The following is a 21990-nucleotide window of genomic DNA, read 5'->3' as shown; positions in this document are numbered from 1 at the left end:
GGGAGCGATTGCGGTGAACGGGTTTTCGGCCGAGGGGCTGAAGAAGGTGAGCGAGGTACTCGACGGGTACGTCGAGCGGGACGAGGTGGCCGGCGCGGTGGCCGCGATCTACCGGCACGGCGAACTGGTGCAGGTGGACACGGTGGGCTGGCGGGATCGGGCGGCCGGGCAGCCGATGCGGCGGAACACCCTCTTCCGCATCGCCTCCATGACCAAGCCGATCACCGCGGTGGCGGCGCTGACCCTGGTGGACGAGGGCCGCATCGCGCTGTCGGATCCGGTGGACGCCTGGCTGCCGGAACTGGCCGGCCGCACCGTCATGCGCGACCCGGACGGCTCGCCCGATGACGTGGTGCCCGCCGAGCGCCCGATCACGGTGGAGGATCTGCTCACCTACCGGCTGGGCCTGGGCTGGGGCCGCTCCAGCCTCGCACCGCAGTTGTTCGCGCTCACCGCCGATCCCATCGCGAGCGCCATCGGCGTCGCGAACGCCGAACGGCTGGCGCCGGACGAGTGGTTGCGCCGGGTCGGCGAGCTGCCGCTCATTGCGCAGCCCGGCACGGTGTGGCGCTATCACACCGCCTCCGACATCCTCGGCATCCTGATCAGCCGGGTGACCGGGCAGCCGCTGGAAACCGTGCTGCGCGAACGGGTCCTGACGCCGCTGGGCATGGCGGACACCGGATTCACGGTGCCCGAATCGGAGCGCGACCGCCTGAGCGTGCTGTACGGCCCCGACCGTACCGAACTCGACCGGCCCGCCACCACCGCGTGGGGCGAGGAGCCGCTGTTCCCCTCCGGCGGCGCGGGCCTGGTGTCCACCGTGGACGATTACGCGCGCTTCGCCCGTATGCTGCTCAATGGCGGTGAGCTGGACGGGGTCCGGATCCTGTCGGCGGAAACGGTTGCCGCGCTGAGCCGGGACCACCTCACTCCCGAACAGCACTCGGCCGCCCCCTTCAATCCGCCGCTGGGCCAGGCCATCTGGGCCGATCAGGGGTTCGGCTACGGCGTGAAGATGCAGACCGAACCCGGCAGCGGCATCCCGAGCGTCGGCACCCTGTCCTGGCCGGGCGGTCTGGGCACCGCCTGGTACGCCGACCCCGAAAAGGATCTGGTGACACTGCTTTTCGTGCAGTCCGCCAACATCATCATCGCCGCCGAGTGGCGCAGCCCGCTCGGCGACGACTTCCTGACCGCGGTCTACGGAGCCCTGACGGACTAGTACACCGTCCCCATCGCCGAGCGCACCTCGTCCAGGGTGCGTTCGGCGATCTCGTTGGCGCGCCGATTGCCCTCGCGTACAATGCGGCTCGCGAAATCCGGGTCGGCGGCCAGCTCCGCGCGCCGGGCCCGATGCCCTGCGAAGAAGTCGTTCACCGCGTCGGTGGCCAGCTTCTTCAGCGCCGCGCCGCCGCCGTCGCCGAGCTTGTCCGCCAGCGTCTGCTCGTCGGTGCCCAGGCACAGTGCGGCTGTGGTGAGCAGCGCCGAGACGCCGGGCCGGGCATCGGGATCGAAGGTGATGCGCCGGTCGGAATCGGTTGCGGTGCGGCGGATGAGCGCCGCGGTCTCATCCGCGGTCATGGACAGCGAGATGGCATTGCCGTAGCTCTTGGACATCTTGCGGCCGTCCAGGCCCGGGATCTCCGGGGTCGAGGTGAGCAGCGCCTGCGGCTCCGGGAACACCCGGCCGTAGCGCTCGTTGAAGCGCCGCGCGACGACCCGGGTGACCTCCAGGTGCGGCAGCTGGTCCTTGCCCACCGGCACCAGATTGCCCTTGCAGAACAGGATGTCGGCGGCCTGATGCACCGGATAGGTGAGCAGCAGCCCGCTCAGCGCCCGCTCCGAGGCGGCCAGCTCCGCCTTCACCGTCGGATTGCGGTGCAGCTCCGACTCGGTGACCAGACTCAGGAACGGCAGCATGAGCTGATTGAGGGCCGGCACCGAGGAATGGGTGAACACGGTCGCCCGGCTCATGTCGATCCCGGCGGCGGCATAGTCCAGCACCGCGCTGTAGACGTTCTCGCGGACCTGGCCGAGGCTGTCGCGGTCGGTGATGACCTGGTAGTCGGCCACGATCACCCACAGGTCCACGCCCAGTTCCTGCAACCGCACCCGCTCCCGGACGGTGCCGAAGTAGTGGCCCAGATGCAGTCTGCCCGTGGGCCGTTCACCGGTGAGGACGCGGAAGCGGCCGGGATGCGCGGCCACCTCGGCGGCCAGCTCGTCGCTGCGCTCGCGGGACGCGGCGAAGGAATCCGAAGGGGTAGTCACGTACAACTCCTGAAAGTTCATGGAGGGCTGCACGAGCTGGGTGTTCCGGTCGGGAAGCACGGGCCGCGTACAGCCCGTGGTCATGGTTCATCGGGCTGCTAGTGCAGCCGGCGCCATGCCTGCCGAGTGGGAATCACCTGTCCACCTTAACAAGCCGCGGCCGCGATCGCCGGTCAGGGGTGCGCCGACACCACCCGCGGCATCGGCGCGACCGAGCCCGGGCACGGCGCCGGGCACAGATGTCCGGCCAGCGCGGTGTGCGGACTGCGGTGGCGCAGCGACCCGGCCAGGGCGACCGCCTCCATCGCGATCACGATCAGGCCGTAGCCGTAGGTCGTGGCGGCCAGGCCGAACCGCTGCACGCACAGCCCCGCGATGACCGCGGGCACACTGAGCGACAGGTAGGAGACCACATAGATCGCGGTCACCACCTCCGCCCGGGTCTCGGCCGGTGACAGACCGGTCAGCATGCGGAGCGCACCCGAGAACGACGGCCCGAAGCCGACCCCGGCCACCACACTGGCCGCGAAGAACAGCCACACCGATTCCGTTGCCGCGCCCAGCAGCGCCAGCGAGACCCCGGACATGAGCAGGATCGGCCCGCGCAGCAGCGCCTGATCGATGGTCCAGTCGCGTGCCAGCAGTGCGGTCACCGCCGAGGTGCCCTGCAACGCGACCACCACCAGGCCACCGGCCAGCGGTGTGCCGACGTGGAAGTGCACCTTCATGAGCGCGCCGCCCAGCGCCAGATAGAGGCCGCCCAGCGCCCACGTGGCCGCGATGGACGGCACCAGGGTGAGGAAGGCCACCCGGACCTCTTGCGGCACAGACACTTTGGGCTTCAGTGACGCCAGGCCCCGCCCGTCGGGCGCGACCGTCTCCGGAATCAGCAGCACGCCGATCACGATGACGGTGAACGCCACCGCGAGCAGCCAGTACACCAGCCGGGTCGGCGCGGGCGCGTAGGCCACCAGCAGCCCGGAACTGATCGCGCCCACCGCGAGCCCGCCACCGGCCGCCACATTCGTCATGAGCGCGCCCAGCCGCGATTCCGCGGGCTGCAGATCGATGAGTGTGGCGGTGATCGCACCGGTGGCCAGTCCGGTCGCGATGCCCTGCACGATGCGGGCAGTGAAAAGCCAAGTCACCGACTGCGCTTCGGCGAAGGCCAGCGTCCCGGCCAGCTCCACCAGCACCGCCGCGATCAGCACCGGCCGTCGCCCGATGTGGTCGGACAGCGAGCCCGCGAACAGCAGAGTCACCAGCAGCGCAATGGCATTCGCGGCATAGACACCCGTCGACACCAGCGACGAGTAGTGCCACATCTGCTGATACACCGGATACATCGGGGACGGGGCCGCCGACGCGAACAGGAGCAGCCCCAGCGCGATCGACAGCAGCCAGAACGCCGCCGAGTTCGAGATCCGGTAGCGCGCGGGGGTTTCGACGCGCACGGCGTCGTCGGGAAGGTTCTGCATCGTTCCTCGGGCGAATCGTCGTTTGAGTGCCGTTCGAGTGTGACCCATCGGGGACGGGAGTTCGACCCGTCATGCTGACCGGCCGCGCTGTCAGTCCGCTGGCACTCCGATACCAGGGCCCTGCCAGCGGATTCGGCGATGCTGGCGGTGTTCGCCTCTCCCGGAACGAAAGTCGTCGAGTCAATGAACAGCGAAGAACACCGGCGCGCGGGCCGGCGGGAATGGAGCGCGCTCGCCGTGCTCGTCCTGCCGCTGCTGCTGGTGCTGGCCCCGGCGCTGCTGCCGGAATTCCGTGGGGCGCGGGCGGAACGGTTCGACTGGATCAGCGCGGGGCTGTCGCTGGCGGCGGTCATGCCGATCATCTACGGGCTCAAGGAATGGGCCGCCAATGGATTCACGGTGTGGCGGTTGGTGATCCTGCTGGCCGGGCTGGCGGTGGGCGCGGTGTTCGTGATCCGGCAGCGGCGGGTGCCGGACTCGGTGCTCGACGCCGCGCTGTTCACCCGGCGCACCTACACGGTGTCGGTGTCGGCGCAGCTGCTGGGCATGTTCGCCCTCGTCGGCAATGCGGTGTTCGTGACCCAGTACCTGCAGTCGGTGCTCGGTATGAGCCCGTTCGTGTCGGCGCTGTGGAGCCTGGCCCCGGCCGTGGTGGTGGGCGGCGCGGCCCCGCTGGCGGCGGCGCTGGCCCCGAAGCTGGGGCCGGGCCCGGTGGTGGCGGCCGGATTCCTCATCGCCGCTTCGGGTTTCGTGGTGATGGCGCTGGTCGGGGTGCACTCGCTGGTGCTGGTGCTGCTGGCGGCCGCCCTGCTGGGTGCGGGACTGGTGGTGGTGATGACCCTGGTCACCGATCTGGCCATCGGCGCGGTGGCGCCGGAACGGGCGGGCGCGGCCGCCGCGGTGCTCGAGACCGGCGGCGAATTCGGCGGTGCGCTCGGCATCGCCGTGCTCGGCAGCATCGGCGCGGCGGTGTACGGCAGCAGGGTCGATCGCGCCCTGCCCGCGGATCTGCCCCCGGCCGCCGCGCACACCATTCACGAAACCCTCGGCGGCGCAGTCGGTGTCAGTGCCGGCCTGCCCGGCGGGGACGCCGTCCTCTCGGCGGCCCGCGCCGCCTTCACCTCGGGTATGAACGCCATGGCGATCCTCGGCGCGATCGTCATGGTGGTGGCCGCCCTCGGCTGCGGGCTGCTGCTCCGCACCGACCGGCCCGCCGCCGAACCCAGCCCCGCCGACGACGCCCTGGTCTGATCGGCCTTCAATTCGGCTGGATGCCAGGCGATTCCGGCCCCGCGCAGAGCGGGGCGGGGCTCGGTGACCTCCACCAGCAGCAGGTCCAGGCTCAGCGGCAGCCACTCCTGGCCGGGACCGGCTCCGGCGCGGTCATCACCGAGGCCGGTGACCTGCCCAATGTCGAGGGCCTGGTCTACGTCGCCGCCTTCGCGCCGGATGCCGGGGAGAGCCCCGGGCAGTTGCCGCCCGCCGCGGCCGACGCCCTCGCCCCCGACTCCGACGGATATCTCTGGATCACGCAGGAGAAGGTCCACGACAGCTTCTGTCATGACCTCACCGAGCCACGCCTCGCCGGCCTCGCAGCCGGTCGCCATCGCCGACCTGATCGATGCCGCGGGGGCCGATCTCGGCTACCGGTAGCACGCTGCGGATTCGCGGCGCATTCTGGATTGGGGGTGCGCCGCGGAGTTCTTGACTTTCCCCTCCCAGCGCCCCAAGGTGGAAACGTTAGCAAAGCTAATTGATGGGGAGAAAACCCGACGTCCGAACGAATTCGTGGCGTCGTGATCGCCGGAGACCAGGGAGGCCATTGATGGTCGAGGACGCCGTTCGGGCGGAGCTTACCCAGCGATTCGCGGATCGGCTCGCGCATGCCGAGATCGCGAAGCGGTTCGAGGAACTGATGGCCGACGATCAGGTGCGGGCGCTGGTCCCGCTACCCGAGGTCGCGGCCGCGGCTCAGCAGTCCGGGCAGGGGCTGGCCGGTGTGGCGGCGGTGCTCTTCGGCGGATACGCCGACCGGCCCGCCATCGCCGAGCGGGCCACCGAGATCGTGGTCGGCGCCGACGGGCGGCGCACCCGGCGGCTGCTGCCCGCGTACCGCACCACGAGCTATGGCGAGCTGTGGGTGCGTTCCGGGGATATCGCGGCCGCCTGGCACGCGGACCCGCGACACCCCCTGCGCGCGGGGGACTTCCTGTGCATCCTGGGCTTCGCCAGCGGCGACTTCACCGCCGTGGAGCTGGCCGGCATCCGGCTGGGCCTGGTGAGCGTGCCGCTGCAATCGGGTTCACCTGCCGCACAATGGCATTCGATCATCACCGAGACCGGCGCCCGGACGCTGGCGGTGAGCCTGGAGCTGCTCGCGCCCGCGCTCGACTGCGTGCTCGGCGGCACGCCGGTGGAATCGATCGTGGTCTTCGACTTCGAACCCGGCGACGACCACCACGCCGAGACCTACGCTGCCGCACAGCGCCGCATCGCGGAGTCGGAGGCCGCGATCAGCCTGGAATCGCTTGCAGCCGTGGCGGACCGGGGCCGGGACCTGCCCGCGGTGCCGCTGCACGTGCCCGCCGACGAGGACGAGCTCGCCCTGCTCATCTACACCTCCGGCAGCACCGGGACCCCCAAGGGCGCGATCTACCCGCAGCGCCTGGCGACCGGTATGTGGTTGGGGCCCACGGTCATTCCGGCCCCGGTCATCAATTTCTGCTATATGCCCTTGAGTCACGTCGCCGGCCGGATGGTGCTGAGCGGCACCTTCGCCCGCGGCGGAACCGCGTATTTCGCGGCGGCCAGCGACATGTCGACCCTGTTCGAGGATTTCGGCCTGGCCCGCCCCACCGAGGCGTTCTTCGTCCCGCGCGTGTGCGACATGGTGTTCCAGCGCTATCAGAGCGACGTGCAGCGCCGCATCGCCGCGGGCGCGGCCCCCGCCGAGGCCGACGAGGCCGCGAAAGCCGCACTGCGGCAGGACTTCCTGGGCGGCCGCCTGCTCCGGGTCATGGTCGGCAGCGCGCCCATCTCCGCGGACATGAAGGAGTTCATGAACTCGGTGCTGGGCCAGCCGCTCGTCGACGGCTACGGCTCCACCGAGGCCGGCGGCGGCCTGCTCATGGACAATGAGATCCGCCGGCCGCCGGTCATCGACTACAAGCTGGCCGATGTGCCCGAGCTCGGCTACTTCGCCACCGACAAGCCGTACCCGCGCGGCGAGTTCCTGGTGAAGTCGACGCAGCAGATCCCGGGCTATTTCAAGCGTCCCGAGGTGACCGCCGAGATCTTTGACGAGGACGGCTACTACCGCACCGGCGATATCGTCGCCGAGGTCCGGCCCGACCATCTGGTGTACGTCGACCGCCGCAACAATGTGCTCAAGCTGTCGCAGGGCGAGTTCGTGGCCGTGGCCAAGCTGGAGGCCGTCTTCGCCACCAGCCCGCTGATCGCCCAGATCTTCGTGCACGGGTCCAGCGAGCGCTCGCACCTGCTGGCCGTCATCGTGCCCTCGGCGGCCGCCCTCGCGCTCGAGCCCGCCGAGATGACCGCGGCCATCACCGAATCCATGCAGCAGATCGCCAAGGACGCCGAGCTGGAGTCCTACGAGATCCCGCGCGAGTTCCTGATCGAGACCGAGCCCTTCACCCAGGACAACGGCCTGCTGTCCGGCATCGGAAAACTGTTGCGGCCCAAGCTCAGGCAGCGCTACGGCGAGCGGCTCGAGGAGCTGTACCGTGCGCGGGCGCGGCAGCAGGAGGACGAGCTGCTCGTGCTGCGCCGCGAGGCCGCCGACCGGCCGGTGCTCGAGACGGTGTGCCGGGCCGCCCGCGCCGTCCTCGGCGGCGGCGAGCCCCAGGCGGATGCGCACTTCACCGATCTGGGCGGGGATTCGCTGTCGGCGCTGTCGTTCTCGACGCTGCTGCGCGAGATCTTCGATGTCGAGGTGCCGGTGGGCGTCATCGTCAGCCCCGCCAGCGACCTGGCCGGGCTGGCCGCCCGCATCGAGGCCGAACGGTCCGGCGCCGGCGGTCGTCCCACCGCGTCGACCGTGCACGGCGGCAGCGAGATTCGCGCCACCGACCTCACCCTCGACAAGTTCGTGGACGCGGCGACCCTGGCGGCCGCGCCCGGTCTGCCGCTCGCGCCGCAGCCGCCGCGTACGGTGCTGCTCACCGGCGCCAACGGTTACCTCGGCCGGTTCCTGTGCCTGGAATGGCTGCAGCGCCTGGACGACACCGACGGCACCCTCGTCTGCATCATTCGCGGCCGCGACGCCGAATCGGCGCGCCGGCGGCTGGACGAGGTGTTCGACAGCGGCGATCCCGAGCTGTTGCGGCTCTACCGGGAGCTGGCCGGGCGTCGCCTGCGCGTGCTGGCCGGCGACATCGGCGCACCGAATCTCGGTCTGGACCAAGCGGTCTGGCAGGAGCTCGCCGAGACCGTCGACTTCATCGTGCACCCGGCCGCGCTGGTCAATCACGTGCTGCCCTACGACCAGCTGTTCGGTCCCAATGTGGTCGGCACCGCCGAGGTGATCCGCCTGGCGCTCACCGCGACCCGCAAACCGGTCACCTACCTGTCCACGGTCGGTGTCGCCGATCAGATCGACCCCGCCGTGTTCACCGAGGACGGCGACATCCGTGAGATCAGCGCCGTGCGCACGGTGGGCGACGGGTACGCCAACGGCTACGGCAACAGCAAGTGGGCCGGTGAGGTGCTGCTGCGCGAGGCGCACGACCTGTGCGGGCTGCCGGTGGCGGTCTTCCGCTCCGACATGATCCTGGCGCACAGCGTGTTCGCCGGGCAGTTCAACCTGCCCGACATGTTCACCCGCCTGCTGCTCAGCGTGCTCGCCACCGGTCTGGCCCCGAAGTCGTTCTACGCCTTGGATTCCGACGGCGGGCGGCGACGGGCCCACTACGACGGCCTGCCCGCGGACTTCACCGCCGCCGCCATCACGGCTCTCGGCGCCCGCGTCACCGCCGGTTTCGAGACCTACGACGTCCTCAACCCCCACGACGACGGCATCTCCCTCGACGAATTCGTGGACTGGCTCATCGAATCCGGCCATCCCATCGATCGCATCGACTCCTACCCGGACTGGGTCGGCCGTTTCGAGACCGCCCTGCGGGCCCTGCCGGAGCAGCAGCGCACCCACTCGGTGCTGCCGCTCCTGCACGCCTACCGCCGCCCCGGCCTGCCCATCGCGGGCGCGGCGCTCCCGGCCAAGCGCTTCCAGACGGCCGTGCAGCAGGCGAAACTCGGCCCGAACGGCGACATCCCGCACCTGACAAGGGAACTCATCGACAAGTACGTGACGGACCTGAGGCTGCGTGGTCTGCTGTAGCCCTCAGTCGTCGCCCGCCGCCGCGGGGATCTCGAGACCGTGTTGCAGCGCGGCGACGGTGCCGTCGAGGATCTCGTAGAGGCGGGCGAGGGACGGATCGGGGCTCGCCACCCAGTCGTCGAGCCCCACCCCGAACGCCGCGAAGCAGGTCGCGGCGGCGAGTTTCGCCCGCAGATCGTCCTCGGCCAGTCCGCCGCGGCGGGCGAAACTCCGGGCCAGCGCGTCCCGGCGGCCGAACGTGCCGGTGAAATTCTCCTGGCGCAGTTGCGGATTGGTGATCAGTACCAGCCGCGCCCGCCGGGCGGTGTCGGCCTGGCGGCGCCGCAGCTCGGCCTCGGCATCGTCGAGCAGGAACTCGCGCAGCGCGGCCCGCAGCGCGACGAAGACTGCCTCGTGCGGCGGGCGGCGGTCCAGGGCAGCCAGCAGATAGGACATGACGTCCTCCTCGTGGCTGAAGACCACGGCCGCCTTGGCGGGGAAGTGGCGGTGGAAGGTGCGCCGCGAGACCTGGGCGGCATCGGCGATCTCCTGCACGGTGGTCTGCTCGAAGCCGCGGCGCTCGAACAGCAGCAGCGCCGCGTCGATCAATTCGCGCCGCACCCTGGCCTTCTCGCGTTCCCGCAACCCGGTCGGTGCCGTCATCCCGCCCTCTCGTGTCGCCGACGTCCACCCTGGTGTCTCAAAGTGACACTTCTCAGGATAGTCTGACCGAAGTGTCTCACTGTGACACCAAACCGAGACGATACGAGAGGACTCCTCCGATGACGCGACGCACCGTGATCACCCTGGTCTCGGCGGCCGTGCTGGCCACCGGGCCACTCGCCGCCACCGCCCAGGCCGACCCGCCTGTCCGGGCCGAGGGCACGGCCCCGGGCGCCGTCGTCGGCAATGACGCGCTGGCGCAGGACCTCTGGATCGACGGCACCGGCTCGGCCCGCAAGCTCACCTACTGGACACGCAATTCCTCCGATCAGCCCGCGCTGTCCACCGGCGTGGTCTTCACCCCGGCGGGCACCCCGCCGCCCGGCGGCTGGCCGGTGCTGTCCTGGGAGCACGGCACCGTCGGCATCGGCGACGACTGCGCGCCCTCGGTGGCCGGTCGCTCCGACCGCGACATGGGGTTCCTCGCCACCTGGATGAAGCAGGGCTACGCCATCGTCGCCACCGACTACATCGGCCTGGGCACCCCCGGCGTGCACGCCTACCTCGACGGCCGCGCCGAGGCGCACGCCGCCATCGACATGGTGCGCGCCGCCCGCGCCGTGGACGACTCGCTGGCCCCGAAGTGGGTGGCGATCGGGCAGTCGCAGGGCGGCGGCGCCGCGGTTTTCACCGCCTCGCTCGCGACACGCTATGCGCCCGAACTGGATTACCGCGGCGCGGTGGCAACCGGCCCGGCCTCCAATATCGTCGACGCCGCGACCCTGATCGGGCCGAACACCCCGCCCATCGGGTCCTCGCACATCACCGCCTACACCACCTACGTGTTCAACGGCCTGAAGGCGGCCCGCCCGGACTTCGACCTCGACAGCTACCTGACCCCGCTGGGCAAGCAGCTGGTGACCGACGCCCAGACCCTGTGCTTTGCCCCGATGGCCGAGCGCGCCACCGGTGTGTCGCTGAACCAGCTGGTGTCGCGGCCGCTGGCGGACGGCGATTTCGTGCCGACCGCGCGGTCGGTCATGGATGTCCCGCTGACCGGCTACGACCGGCCGCTGTTCATCGGGCAGGGCACCAATGACACCGATGTCCCCGCACCGCTCACGGCCAAGCTGGTCGCCGACATGGCCGCAGCCGGAACGCATCCCGAGGTGCACGTCTACGCGGGGAAGGACCACAGCGGCGCCATGCTCGCCTCACTGGCCGACAGCGTGCCGTTCGTGGCGCGACTGTTCTCCTGACGCGAAAGGCCGAGTGGCACAGAGCCACTCGGCCTTGGCGTCGACCGATGGATCAGCCGATGGTGACGGTGGTGTCGATCAGACCGAAGACCTCGCCCTGCGGGCCCGACACGATGCCCATGCGCCCGAAGGGGCTGTCCGACGGGCCCATCAGTACGGTCGCGCCGAGCTCCTTGGCCTTGTCCAGCGCGGCGTCCGCGCCCGCGACCTGGAACCAGGTCAGCCAGTAGTTGGGGCCGTCGCCGGGCTGGCCGGTGCTGTCGGCCGCGCCACCCATCGGGCGGCCGTCCGCGCCGGCGAAGGTGGAGTACGGCATCTGCTCGCTGCCGATCTCGTCGAAGGACCAGCCGAAGACCTGCTTGTAGAACTCCTGCGACGGTGTGTAGGCGGAGGTGTGCAGGTCGTTCCAGCAGTACGCACCGGGCTCGTTGAAGATCCCGGCGCCGGTGTGCGCCTTGGCTTCCCATACGCCGAACACCGCGCCCCCCGGGTCCGCGCCGACGAACATGCGCCCGACGTCCATCACGTCGAAGGGCGGCATGAACACCGAGCCGCCGGCCGCCGTGACCGCGCCCGCGACCGCATCGGCATTCTCGGCGGCGAAGTAGGTGGTCCACACCGAGGGCATGGCGGCCTCACCCATCTTGGGCCCGATGCCCGCGGCGGGCTTGCCGTTGAGCATCGCCATCAGATACCCGCCCGCCTCGGGCGGACTGTCGAGCACGTCCCAGCCGAGCAGCTGGGCGTAGAAGTCCCGCGCAGCGGCGGGATCGTCGACGGAACAGTCGACCCAACACGGAGTTCCTTGCGGCCAAACCTTGTCTGTTGTGGGCATACGGATCCTCCCGAGCATCGGTCGGTTGCGGCCTGTCGGAGGGCAGGCACATGGTCAGCTAACCATGCTTCCCGGCATTCCGGTCACGGAATACCGACTGGTCACGAACTTGTGTTGAACATTCCGGGAGCACCCGGGTATCGACCTGGCCAGTGGCAATTCCGGGTTCACGGCCGGTATGGGTAGGCGCCGCCGTCGATGACGATGCGCTGGCCGGTGAGATAGCCGGCGGCGGGGGAGACGAGGAAGGCGACGACGTCGGCGACCTCTTCGGGGCGGCAGACGTGGCCGAAGGGGGAGGTGGCGTCGAGGTCGGCGGCGTGGCGGTGGATGCCGCCGGACATGGCCGCGGTGAGGCGGTCGCCCATGTCGGAGGCGACCAGGCCGGGGGCCACGATATTGACGTGGATTCCGTTGGGGGATTCCTCTTTTGCGAGGGTGTGGGCGAGGGCTTCGAGGGCGGCCTTGGCCATGTTGTAGGGGGCGCCGGCCGCACCGAGCGCGTGGGCGGCGACGCTGCTGATCATGATGATGTCGCCGCGTTCGCAGGTGCGCATGCCGGGGAGGACGAGCTTGGTGAGGTGGTGCGGGCCGATGGCCTGAATGCGCAGCAGTCGCTCGACCTCCGCCGGGTCGGTGTCGGAGACCAGGCGGCCACGGCTGGCGACGCCGCCATTGTGGACGAGGATGCTGATCGGGCCGAGTTCGCCCGTCACGCGGTCGACCATGGCGGTCACGGCCACCGGATCGTCGACCGGGGCGTGCACGGCGAGGGCGGTGGCTCCCAGGGAATGCAGTTCGGCCACAGTGTCTTTCGCCGATTGCTCATGGCGCACCCAGTTGACCGCGACCATGGCGCCGCGGGCGGCCAGCGCATGGCTGATGGCGCGCCCGATACCGCGCCCGCCGCCGGTCACGAGTGCGACGCGTCCCGCCAATTCGCCTGCTGCTGTACTCACCTGATCAACATATGACACCCGCCACGATTGCGGTCGAGAGTGTCGGCCATTACAGTCCGACCGTTGGGTACGCAGAGGTTCCTCAACCACGGGGTCGGGATGAAATTCACCAAGATCAGGGGACGAACGCTGGGCGCGTTCGCCCTGTTCGCCACCGCAGTCACCGTCGGGGTGCTGGTCCGGCCGCTGGCCACCGCCACCCCGGACGCCGGATCGCTGGGCGCGGCCTGGACCGCGACCGAGGACGGGCCGGCGAAATATCCTGGCGTGCACATCGATTGGGATGTCCCGATCACCATGAGCGACGGCACCGTCCTGAAGGCCAATGTGTATCGGCCCATGGACGCCGACGGCCACATCGTCGACACCCCGCTGCCGACGGTCGTCAACCTCACCCCGTACACGAAACTCGTGTCCATGATCGCGGATTCGGCGCTGTCGATTCCCGGCCTGTCGGATGTGCTGTCGAACTTCCTGCAGGGCTTCGACCTGTCCGGCGTCGGCCTGGGCGGTCTCTCCGATCTGGTGAAGGTGGTGCCCGGCGGCGCGGCCCGCGTCTTCACCGCCGACCGGAAGCTGGTCCAGTCCGGCTACACCCAGGTCGTGGCCGATGTGCGCGGCACCGGCTTCTCCGAGGGCGTCTGGCAGGTCTTCCAGGAGCGTGAGCAGCTCGACAGCGTCGAGGTGATCAACTGGGCGGCCCAGCAGCCGTGGTCGGACGGCAAGGTCGGGATGTCGGGCATCTCGTACTCGGCGATCAACCAGGTGCAGGCCGCCGAACGCCAGCCGGACGCGCTGAAGGCCATCTTCCCGGTCGAGCCCGGCAGTGACCTGGTGCGCGATGTGCTCGCCACCGGCGGCGCGCTCGGATTCGGTTTCATCCCACCGTGGTTGCTGGGCGTGGACAGCCTCAAACTCCTCCCGGATCTGACCTCGATCTTCTCCGGCGCCTTCGACTGGAAATGGCTGGCCGACCGCCTGCAGAGCCCGTTCACCTTTTTCGACTACATCATTCAGGCGCTGACCGTGCAGTCCATCCCGGAGATCCCGGACAACCTGAAGAGCATCCTGGAACCCGACAGCAGCCTGCGCACCGCCTGGCTCGGGCATCCGGAACGGGTGCGGGTGCCGACCATTGTCTACGGCGGCTGGCACGACATCTTCACCTACTCCGAACCCCGCATCTACGATGCGATTCCCTTGCCGCCCGGGCAGAAACAGCTGATCATGGGCGACACCTACCACGCCGATCCCGGCAGCGGCTTCGGCACACCCGGGGCCCCGCCGCGCCTGGACGTGCTCGAGCGAGCCTGGTTCGACAGGTGGCTCAAGGGCATCGACAACGGCATCGACGGCTACGGCCCGGTGACGCTGTTCCAGCAGGGCGGCGCCTGGACCACGACGGACCAATTCCCGCGCAGCGACGTCGATTACCGCCGCCTGTACCTGTCCGGCGCGCCCAGCGGCACCGCTCCGATGAGCGTGCACGACGGCAGCCTGGTCGCCGATCCGGCGGGGCCGGAGCGGCTCACCGTCGCGCCCGGCATCAACAGCCTGTGCTCGCGCGATTCGGCGCAGATCACCGCGGGCGTCACGGCCGTCCTCGACGCCTGCGCCAAGGACGCGCGGCCGATGGAACTCAACGGCCTCACCTTCACCAGCCAACCGGTGGCCGACGCGACCCTCGTCTCCGGGCCGGTGAACGTGCACCTCAACACGGTGCTCGACGCCACCGACGGCTACTGGACCGCGACGCTCAACGATGTCGCGCCCGACGGCAGGTCCACGGTGCTGACCTCCGGCCAGCTGACCGCGTCGCTGCGAAAGGTGGACGAGGACAAGGCGACCCGCTCGGCCAACGGCGATTACACCGACCCGTACCCGGTCCTCACCCTGGCCGATCGCGAGCCGCTCGTGCCCGGTCAGCCCACCACCGTCGATCTGGGCCTGACCGCCACCGACGCGGTCCTGCAGCCGGGCCACCGCCTGCGCATCGACGTCTTCGCGTTCAACTTCCCGCGCGGCCTGCCGCTGCGCCCGCTGTTGAACGAGAGCGAGCTGCTGCCCCAGCACATCGACCTCGACCCGAACGCGCCCAGCTGGGTGAACGTCCCTCTCGGCGGAAATATCGGCTGGTAGGGAGAGAAAGAGGCCCTGTTGTCAGCGTGGACGGCAGGGCTTTCTGCTGTCCGGATTCAGGATTCGAGCGCGCCGACCACGTCGGCCTCGGCCATGACATCGTCGAAGGTGTCGCGGGCCAGCAGGTCGGCGTAGAAACCATTGCGCTCCACCAGTTCCCGGTGCGTACCGCGTTCCACCACGCGACCCCGATCGAGCACGCCGATCTGATCGGCGTCGCGGATCGTGGACAGCCGGTGCGCGATCGTGATGGTGGTGCGATTGGCGGACAGCGCGTCGATCGCCGCCTGCACCTCGCGCTCGGTCCTGGTGTCCAGCGCGCTGGTCGCCTCGTCGAGCACCATGATGGGCGGATTCCGCAGGATGGCCCGCGCCACCGCCAGCCGCTGCTTCTCCCCGCCGGAGAAGCGGTAGCCGCGCTCGCCGACCAGGGTGTCGTACCCGTCGGGCAGGCTCATGATGTGGTCGTGGATCTGCGCGGCCCGGGCCGCGGCATGCAATTCCGCCTCTGTCGCATCGGGTTTCGCGAAGCGCAGGTTGTCGGCGACCGAGGAGTGGAACAGGTAGGTCTCCTGTGACACCACGCCCACCGCCGCGGACAGGTCGGCGAAGGACAGCTCCCGCACATCCACGCCGTCGACGGTGACCCGGCCGGACGTCACGTCGTACAGCCGCGCCACCAGATACCCGAGAGTCGTCTTCCCCGAGCCGGTTTCGCCGACGATCGCCAGACTCGACCCGGCGGGCACCTCGATATCGACGTCGCTCAGCACGTTCCGATCCGCGTCGTAGGCGAACCCCACGCGCTCGAACCGCACCGCGCCCGTCACCTGCTCCGGCAGGGGCGTGGGCTGCTCGGGCTCCTCGATGTCCGGTCGCAGATCCAGGTATTCGAAGATCCGCCCGAACAGCGCCAGCGAGCTCTGAATATCGACGCCGGTCGACAGCAGCATGACGGTCGGCCGCAGCAGGCCGCTCTGCAGCGTGGTGAACGCGACCAGCGTGCCGATCGACACCAGCGGACGCCCCTGGGCCACGGTCATGCCCGCCGCCCAGTAGATGACCGCCGGCATGGCCGCCATCACGATCGAGATGGTCGACTGCCGCCACCGCCCGGCCATGCTGGAGCGGATCTCCAGATCCACCAGCCCCCGCGATTCCCGGGTGAAGTCCTCGACCAGCGCGGGTGAGCGACCCATGGTGCGCGACAACAGGATTCCGCTCACCGACAGCGATTCCTCCACGATCGCCGACATGCCCGCCAGCTTGCGCTGCTTCTCTGCGGTGATGCGCCGGCGCTCGGAGCCGACCCGGCGGCTGATCCACACGAACAGCGGCAGCATGACCAGCGAGACCAGAGTGAGTCGCCAGTCCAGCGCGAACATGGCGATGACCGCCGCGACGACGGAGGTGAAGTTGGAGACCAGCGAGGTGATGGTCGAGGTGACCGTGGACTGCATGCCGCCGATGTCATTGGCGATTCGCGACTGCACCTCGCCGGTGCGGGTGGTGGTGAAGAAGGACAGCGGCATGGACTGCAGCCGTGCGTAGACGGCCGACCGCAGATCGTGCATGACGTCCTGGCCGACCGCGGTCGAGATATAGGTCTGGAAGACGCCGAACACACTGTTCAGCGCGGCGACCGCGATCATGCCCACGGCGAGCAGGGTCAGCAGTCCGGTGCGACCGTGCGGCAGGGCGTCGTCGATGATGCCGCGCAGCAGGAACGGGGAAGCCAGACCGGCCAGCGAGGCCAAACCCACCAGGGCCGCGACCAGGGCCAAGCGCCCGCGATATGGATGAAAGAGCCGGACGATCCGGCGAAGTTCAGGTTGTGAGGCCATCAGCGCCTCCTTTCGCAGGGAGTCACGCGCTATAACTGAGTTTGGATCATAATTGTTCCGGGGACAATGAGTTATGCTCTGGATCATGTCGAGCAGCCCTGCGGACGAGCCGCGCGCGACGGGCGAGATGCGTGTCGCTCCCGACGATGACCTCGCCGAACTCTTCCTGCGCACGACCAAACGGCTGCGCCGCACGCAGTCGGCGCGGCTGTCCCCGCTCGGCCTCACCCCGGCCCAGGCCCGCGCGCTGCGCATCATCGGCCGCGCCGACGAGCACGGCGACGAACCGCTGCGCATGTCCGCCCTCGCAGAGCACCTCGGCATCGTGCCGCGCTCGGCCACGACCGTCGTCGACGCGCTGGTCGCCGCCGGACTGGTTGCCCGCGAACCGGATCCGGCCAACCGCCGCGCCACCCTGGTGACCCCGACCGCGGCGGGCCGCCGGGTACTGGCTCGGATGTCCGACGCTCGCCGTGACGCCGCCGAAGAGATCTTCGCCGCCCTCTCGCCCGGCCAGCGTCACACTCTGCGCGAGCTCCTCGCCACCTTGGCGGCCGACGCCTGCACACCGCCGAATGCCGCGCTGACCCCGCGAAACGGCCCGGAGTAGCAGGCCGAAGGTCAGGATGGTCGCGCGGATGGGTGGCCGGGCTGTCGTGAGCCTCGAGTACGGTCGGGAGCGTTGTGTCGATCCGATCTTCACCTCGACCCGGTAAGGAACCGATATGCCACGGGAGCTGGCCGACCTGCCTTTCGCGCGTTTCCTGGAACCGCAGGAGACGCTGCTCGATGAGGGCGCCTACGACTGTGCCCATTTCGACGGCCTCTCACTCGACGACCCGCAGCTGCGCGGCGTGACCTTCACCGAGTGCGCCATCTCGGCCACCACGGTGACCGGCGGTTTCTTCCGGTATTCGCGGTTCAACGATGTCTGGCTGGGCAGTACCCGCTGGATTCGGACCGATCTGTCCGAAACCAATTGGATGGATGCGGAATTCGTGCTCGCGGCCATGTCGGGGGTGGAGGCGTTCGGGTCGGCGCTGCGGCGGGTGAGTTTCCACAACTGCAAGTTCGATTCGGTGAATCTGCGTGGTGCGGTGCTCACCGATGTCTCGTTCGTGGATTGTGTGCTGCGGGACGTGGATATCAGCGAGGCGAAGCTGACCTCGGTGACCTTCCCCGGCTCGGAGATCTCGGGGCTGTCGCTGCGCAATGCCAAGCTGAAGAAGGTCGACCTGCGTGAGGCCCGGTCGATCGGCATCTCCAGTGGGGTCGAGTCGCTGTCGGGTGCACTGGTCACCAATATGCAGCTGCTCGAGCTGGCCCCGGTCTTCGCCCACTCCTTCGGAATCCTGGTCAAGGACCTGTAGACGAAAGCGGCCAAGGACCTCCAGTTAGTAGCGCTAGTGAACTGACTCGAGTTACGCTCCTCACATGACGGAGTGGCGGCCTACGGCGTGCATCCTGTGCGAGTGCAACTGCGGCATCCAGGTGCTGCTCGGGCCGGACGGCCGGTCCTTCGAGAAGATCCGCGGCGACAAGCTGCATCCGGCGTCGGAGGGCTACACCTGCAACAAGGCCCTGCAGCTGGACCGCTATCAGAACGGGCACACCGGCCGGCTGACCTCGCCGCTGCGGCGGCGTGCGGACGGCAGCTTCGAGGAAATCGATTGGGAGACCGCGATTTCCGAGGTGTCGGCCAAGCTGCTGGAGGTCGGGCACCACTTCGGCGGTGAGTCGATCTTCTATTACGGCGGCGGCGGGCAGGGCAATCACCTGGGCGGCGCGTACGCCCCGGCGACCATGGCCGCGTTCGGCATGAAGTACCGGTCGAGCGCGCTGGCGCAGGAGAAGACCGGTGACTTCTGGGTGGGCGCACGGATGACCGGCTACCCGATGCGCGCGGATGTCGAGCATGCCGAGGTGGCGTTCTTCATCGGCAAGAATCCGTATCAGTCGCACGGGTTTCCGCGGGCGCGCACGGTGCTGAAGGAGATCGCCAAGGATCCGGCGCGGTCGATGATCGTGCTCGACCCGGTGCGCACCGAGACCGCCGAGCTGGCGGATTTCCACCTGCAGCTGCGGCCGGGGACCGACGTATACCTGCTGACGGCGATGGCCGCGATCCTGGTGCGCGACAACCTGATCGACGAGGAATGGCTGGCCGAGCACACCAGCGGCCTGGACGCGGTGCTGCCGGTGCTGCGGGCTGTCCCGATCGAAAAGTACTGCGCCATCGCCGATGTCGATCTGGACCTGGTGACCGCCGCGACGCACCGGCTGGCCCGCGCGGACTCGGTCGCCGCGCTCGAGGACCTCGGCGTGCAGATGAACCGGTACTCGACGGTGGTCAGCTATGTCGAGAAGCTGGTCTGGCTGCTCACCGGCAATGTCGGAAAGCCGGGCACCCAATACGCTTTCACCGGCCTGAGCAATCTCGGCCACGACCGGGGGCATCCGGCGGGCGAGGGCCCCAAGAGCCCGGTGGCCGGCGCACAGATCGTGAGCGGTCTGGTGCCGTGCAATGTGATCAGCGAGGAGATCCTCACCGACCACCCGGCGCGTTACCGCGCCATGTTCATCGAGAGCGCGAATCCGGCGCACTCCCTGGCGGATTCGGCCCGCATGCGCGAGGCACTGGCGGCGCTGGAACTGGTGGTGGTCATCGACGTCGCCATGACCGAGACCGCGCGCCTGGCCGACTATGTGCTGCCCGCGCCCACCCAGTTCGAGAAGTACGAGGCCACGTTCTTCAACTTCGACTTCCCGCGCAATATCTTCCACCTGCGGCACCCGGTGCTGCCCGCGCCGGAAGGCGTGCTGCCAGAGCCCGAGATCCATGCCCGTCTGGTCGAGGCCGCAGGTGTGGTGAGCGAGGCGGACTACGCGCCGCTGCGGGCCGCGCTCGCGCAGGGGCGGGAGGCGTTCGCCATGGCCTTCCTGGGGATCCTCGGCGATCCGGCGCGGTCGAAACTCGCTCCCGTGCTGCTGTATCGGACGCTGGGGGAGACGCTGCCCGACGGTGCGGCCTCGGCGGCACTGCTGTGGGCGGCGGCCTACAACATGGTGCGCAAGTTCCCGGCCAGCGTCGAACGTGCCGGGTACGGAACAGGTCTGGAGGCTGGGGAGCGGCTGTTCGAGGCGATCCTGACGGGCAAGCACGGCATCGTGATCTCCGAGGACGATTACACGGAGACCTGGAACCGGGTGCGCGACAAGGTGATCCGGCTGGAGATTCCGGAGCTGCTGGAGGTGATCGCCACCCTGCCCGTGCCGACCGAGGACGACAGCGCGGACTGGCCGTTCATCCTCTCGGCGGGTGAGCGCCGGGCCTTCACGGCCAACACCATCTTCCGCGACCCGGCCTGGCGCAAGCGTGATGCGGCGGGCACCCTGCGCATCAGCACCGGCGATGCCGAGCGGCTCGGACTGACCGCGGGCGACCTGGTCCAGGTGACGACCCGGCGCGGCACCGCGCAGGTCCCGGTCGAGCCCACCGACCGTATGCGCCGGGGCCACCTGTCGCTGCCGAACGGTTTCGGCCTCTCGGTCGCCGCCCCGGACGGCACCTCGGTCACCACCGGCACCGCCCCGAACGAGCTGACCTCCTTCGACGACCGTGACGAATGGGTCGGCACCCCCTGGCACAAGTACGTCCCCGCCCGCCTGGATACCGTGACCGCATGAAACGAACGAGTTTCGCGAACTGGCCGTGCACCGTCGCCCGCACCGTCGACCTGCTGGGCGACTGGTGGACGCCGCTCATCCTCCGCGAAGCTTTCTACGGTGCCAAGCGTTTCGACGATTTCGAATCCACCCTCGGCCTCAGCCGCAATATCCTCACCCAGCGTTTGAACCGATTGGTGGATGCGGGACTGCTGACCAAGGTTCCGTATCAGGAGCGGCCGGTTCGCTACGAATACCGGCTGACCGATCAGGGGCGCGATTTCTTTCCCGTCATCGCGGCCATGATGGCCTGGGGGGATCGGTACCTGGCTCCGGAATCCGGGGAACCGGTGGTTCTGCATCACACGGCGTGTGACCACGATACGCACGCCGAGGTGGTGTGCTCGCACTGCCGGGAGCCGTTGCGGCACGAGGATATTTCCGCTCGGCTGGGGCCGGGGTTTCCGGCTCGGCTTCGGAATGCGGCGTTAGCGACCGGTCGTTTTGGTGTTGTGGATTGAAAAGCCTTGTATCAGAATGAAATTCGCTACTAATGGATAATGGGGGTGCGGTAGAATTAGTGCATGGGAATCACGGGGGAGACACTCGACAGCTGTGGCATCGCTGATGTCGATGCTGCGGTGCGGTCTCTTTCGGGTTCGCTGCTGCACGGGAATATGAATCAGTTCTCCGATGACGATGACGTGGAGTTGATGCAGCGGTTGCAAGGATTCGCCGTATCGCGGGCGGTGCGGGTGGATCGCGCCCAAGAGGATTGATCCTTCGGGCACCGCTCGGGTCAATCAGAGACATCACGTTGGGGAGTTGGTCGCCAGCTCCATCGTTTCCAGTTGCTCGAGGTGGGGTCCCCGGGTTGCATGACACCCGGCTGCTCGTGTGCTGTGGGTGGGGTCCGCGCTGTTGGTTTGGCGGGGGTGGAGTCTGAACCGGTTGTCGGCGGGGGTGGGGTGGGCTTTAGGCTGCAGGGACTATGGCCCTGAACGCGACTCTCTACAACGTGAATGTGCACTTGGCTGATGTGGATCGGGGGGTCTACGAGGAGTTGGAGTTGCGGGTTGCGCGGCATCCTTCCGAGACCGGTGAGTACATGTTGACTCGGATCCTGGCCTACTGCTTGGAGTATGAAGAGGGAATTGCGTTCAGTGATGGTGGGGTCTCTTCCACCGATGAGCCGCCGGTCCTCATCCGCGACCTCACCGGTCGCCTCACCACCTGGATCGACGTGGGCGCCCCGGACGCCGACCGCATCCACCGCGCCAGCAAACTGGCCGACCGCGTAGCCATCTACACCCACCGGGACCCCGCAAAAGTCCTCGCCCAACTCGCCGGCAAACGCATCCACCAGGCCGACCAGATCCCCCTCTACGCCTTCGACCGATCCTTCATCGACGCCGCCACCGCCCTCCTCGACCGCCGCAACACCCTCACGCTCTCGGTCACGGACCGCCACCTCTACCTGGACCTGAACGGCACCTCCCTCTCGACCCCCATCGAAGAACACTCCCTCGCCTAACCCC

17 protein-coding genes and 1 pseudogene are annotated in these 21990 nt (G+C 69.0%); 12 read left to right on the top strand and 6 right to left on the bottom strand.

Annotation, left to right across the window (positions count from 1 at the left end):
* The first annotated feature begins 13 nt into the window (after nt 1–13).
* Entirely contained in the window at nt 14–1225 is a 1212-nt protein-coding gene (locus ACFXIV_RS28195; protein WP_379399214.1) for a serine hydrolase domain-containing protein, read from the top strand.
* Here the strand turns inward: ACFXIV_RS28195 and trpS are convergent.
* Both trpS and ACFXIV_RS28185 read right to left on the bottom strand, forming a co-directional pair.
* A complete protein-coding gene (gene trpS, locus ACFXIV_RS28190) occupies nt 1222–2295 on the bottom strand; it encodes a tryptophan--tRNA ligase (protein WP_379399213.1) in 1074 nt (357 codons plus the stop codon). The genes ACFXIV_RS28195 and trpS overlap by 4 nt on opposite strands.
* 152 nt (nt 2296–2447) lie before the next feature.
* Entirely contained in the window at nt 2448–3752 is a 1305-nt protein-coding gene (locus ACFXIV_RS28185) for an MFS transporter (RefSeq protein ID WP_379399212.1), read from the bottom strand.
* A 183-nt stretch (nt 3753–3935) separates the two neighbouring features.
* Here ACFXIV_RS28185 and ACFXIV_RS28180 point away from each other — a divergent pair, with 183 nt between their 5' ends.
* The 3 genes and pseudogenes from ACFXIV_RS28180 (at nt 3936) to car (ending at nt 9108) form a co-directional block, all read left to right on the top strand.
* Nucleotides 3936–5003 carry a hypothetical protein gene (locus tag ACFXIV_RS28180; protein ID WP_379399211.1) on the top strand — a complete coding sequence of 356 codons (1068 nt, stop codon included), beginning with the start codon at nt 3936–3938 and terminating at the stop codon, nt 5001–5003.
* A gap of 74 nt (nt 5004–5077) precedes the next feature.
* A pseudogene (locus ACFXIV_RS28175) lies at nt 5078–5326 on the top strand (alpha/beta hydrolase); the annotation flags it as partial.
* 251 nt (nt 5327–5577) lie between these two features.
* A complete protein-coding gene (gene car, locus ACFXIV_RS28170; protein WP_379399210.1) occupies nt 5578–9108 on the top strand; it encodes a carboxylic acid reductase in 3531 nt (1176 codons plus the stop codon).
* A gap of 3 nt (nt 9109–9111) precedes the next feature.
* Here car and ACFXIV_RS28165 read toward each other — a convergent pair whose 3' ends face one another.
* Nucleotides 9112–9750, bottom strand: coding sequence for a TetR family transcriptional regulator (locus ACFXIV_RS28165; protein ID WP_379399209.1), 639 nt, complete (start codon nt 9748–9750; stop codon nt 9112–9114).
* Nucleotides 9751–9869: 119 nt separating this feature from the next.
* Between ACFXIV_RS28165 and ACFXIV_RS28160 the strand changes: the two genes are divergently transcribed.
* Nucleotides 9870–11009: a lipase family protein gene (locus tag ACFXIV_RS28160; RefSeq protein ID WP_379399208.1), complete on the top strand. Its 1140-nt coding sequence runs from the start codon at nt 9870–9872 to the stop codon at nt 11007–11009.
* Between the two features lie 52 nt (nt 11010–11061).
* Here the strand turns inward: ACFXIV_RS28160 and ACFXIV_RS28155 are convergent, their stop codons facing one another.
* Both ACFXIV_RS28155 and ACFXIV_RS28150 read right to left on the bottom strand, forming a co-directional pair.
* On the bottom strand, nt 11062–11844 hold the full coding sequence (locus ACFXIV_RS28155; protein ID WP_379389007.1) for a VOC family protein: 783 nt from the start codon (nt 11842–11844) through the stop codon (nt 11062–11064).
* A 167-nt stretch (nt 11845–12011) separates the two neighbouring features.
* Nucleotides 12012–12803 (bottom strand): SDR family NAD(P)-dependent oxidoreductase, encoded by a 792-nt coding sequence (locus ACFXIV_RS28150; RefSeq protein WP_379399207.1) that lies wholly within the window; start codon nt 12801–12803, stop codon nt 12012–12014.
* A 99-nt stretch (nt 12804–12902) separates the two neighbouring features.
* Between ACFXIV_RS28150 and ACFXIV_RS28145 the strand changes: the two genes are divergently transcribed.
* Nucleotides 12903–14942 carry a CocE/NonD family hydrolase gene (locus ACFXIV_RS28145; RefSeq protein WP_379399256.1) on the top strand — a complete coding sequence of 680 codons (2040 nt, stop codon included), beginning with the start codon at nt 12903–12905 and terminating at the stop codon, nt 14940–14942.
* Between the two features lie 56 nt (nt 14943–14998).
* Here ACFXIV_RS28145 and ACFXIV_RS28140 read toward each other — a convergent pair whose 3' ends face one another.
* Nucleotides 14999–16786 (bottom strand): ABC transporter ATP-binding protein, encoded by a 1788-nt coding sequence (locus ACFXIV_RS28140; protein ID WP_379399206.1) that lies wholly within the window; start codon nt 16784–16786, stop codon nt 14999–15001.
* A gap of 85 nt (nt 16787–16871) precedes the next feature.
* On the opposite strand from ACFXIV_RS28140, the gene ACFXIV_RS28135 reads away from it, so the two are divergent.
* From ACFXIV_RS28135 to ACFXIV_RS28110, 6 genes are all read left to right on the top strand, one after another.
* Nucleotides 16872–17396 (top strand): MarR family winged helix-turn-helix transcriptional regulator, encoded by a 525-nt coding sequence (locus tag ACFXIV_RS28135; RefSeq protein WP_379399205.1) that lies wholly within the window; start codon nt 16872–16874, stop codon nt 17394–17396.
* A gap of 115 nt (nt 17397–17511) precedes the next feature.
* Nucleotides 17512–18156, top strand: coding sequence for a pentapeptide repeat-containing protein (locus tag ACFXIV_RS28130; protein ID WP_379399204.1), 645 nt, complete (start codon nt 17512–17514; stop codon nt 18154–18156).
* A gap of 64 nt (nt 18157–18220) precedes the next feature.
* Nucleotides 18221–20473 carry a molybdopterin-dependent oxidoreductase gene (locus ACFXIV_RS28125; RefSeq protein ID WP_379399203.1) on the top strand — a complete coding sequence of 751 codons (2253 nt, stop codon included), beginning with the start codon at nt 18221–18223 and terminating at the stop codon, nt 20471–20473.
* Nucleotides 20470–20973, top strand: coding sequence for a winged helix-turn-helix transcriptional regulator (locus ACFXIV_RS28120; RefSeq protein WP_379399202.1), 504 nt, complete (start codon nt 20470–20472; stop codon nt 20971–20973). Before ACFXIV_RS28125 ends, ACFXIV_RS28120 begins: the two co-directional genes overlap by 4 nt.
* A 63-nt stretch (nt 20974–21036) precedes the next feature.
* Entirely contained in the window at nt 21037–21231 is a 195-nt protein-coding gene (locus tag ACFXIV_RS28115) for a hypothetical protein (RefSeq protein ID WP_379399201.1), read from the top strand.
* A gap of 212 nt (nt 21232–21443) precedes the next feature.
* Nucleotides 21444–21986: a YaeQ family protein gene (locus tag ACFXIV_RS28110; protein WP_379399200.1), complete on the top strand. Its 543-nt coding sequence runs from the start codon at nt 21444–21446 to the stop codon at nt 21984–21986.
* The last annotated feature ends 4 nt before the right edge of the window (nt 21987–21990 follow it).

This window comes from Nocardia sp. NPDC059236 (assembly GCF_042754085.1).
Classification (GTDB): Bacteria; Actinomycetota; Actinomycetes; order Mycobacteriales; family Mycobacteriaceae; genus Nocardia.
The sequence above is the reverse complement of the archived record's forward strand: the minus strand, read 5'-3'. Positions and strand labels throughout refer to the sequence as shown.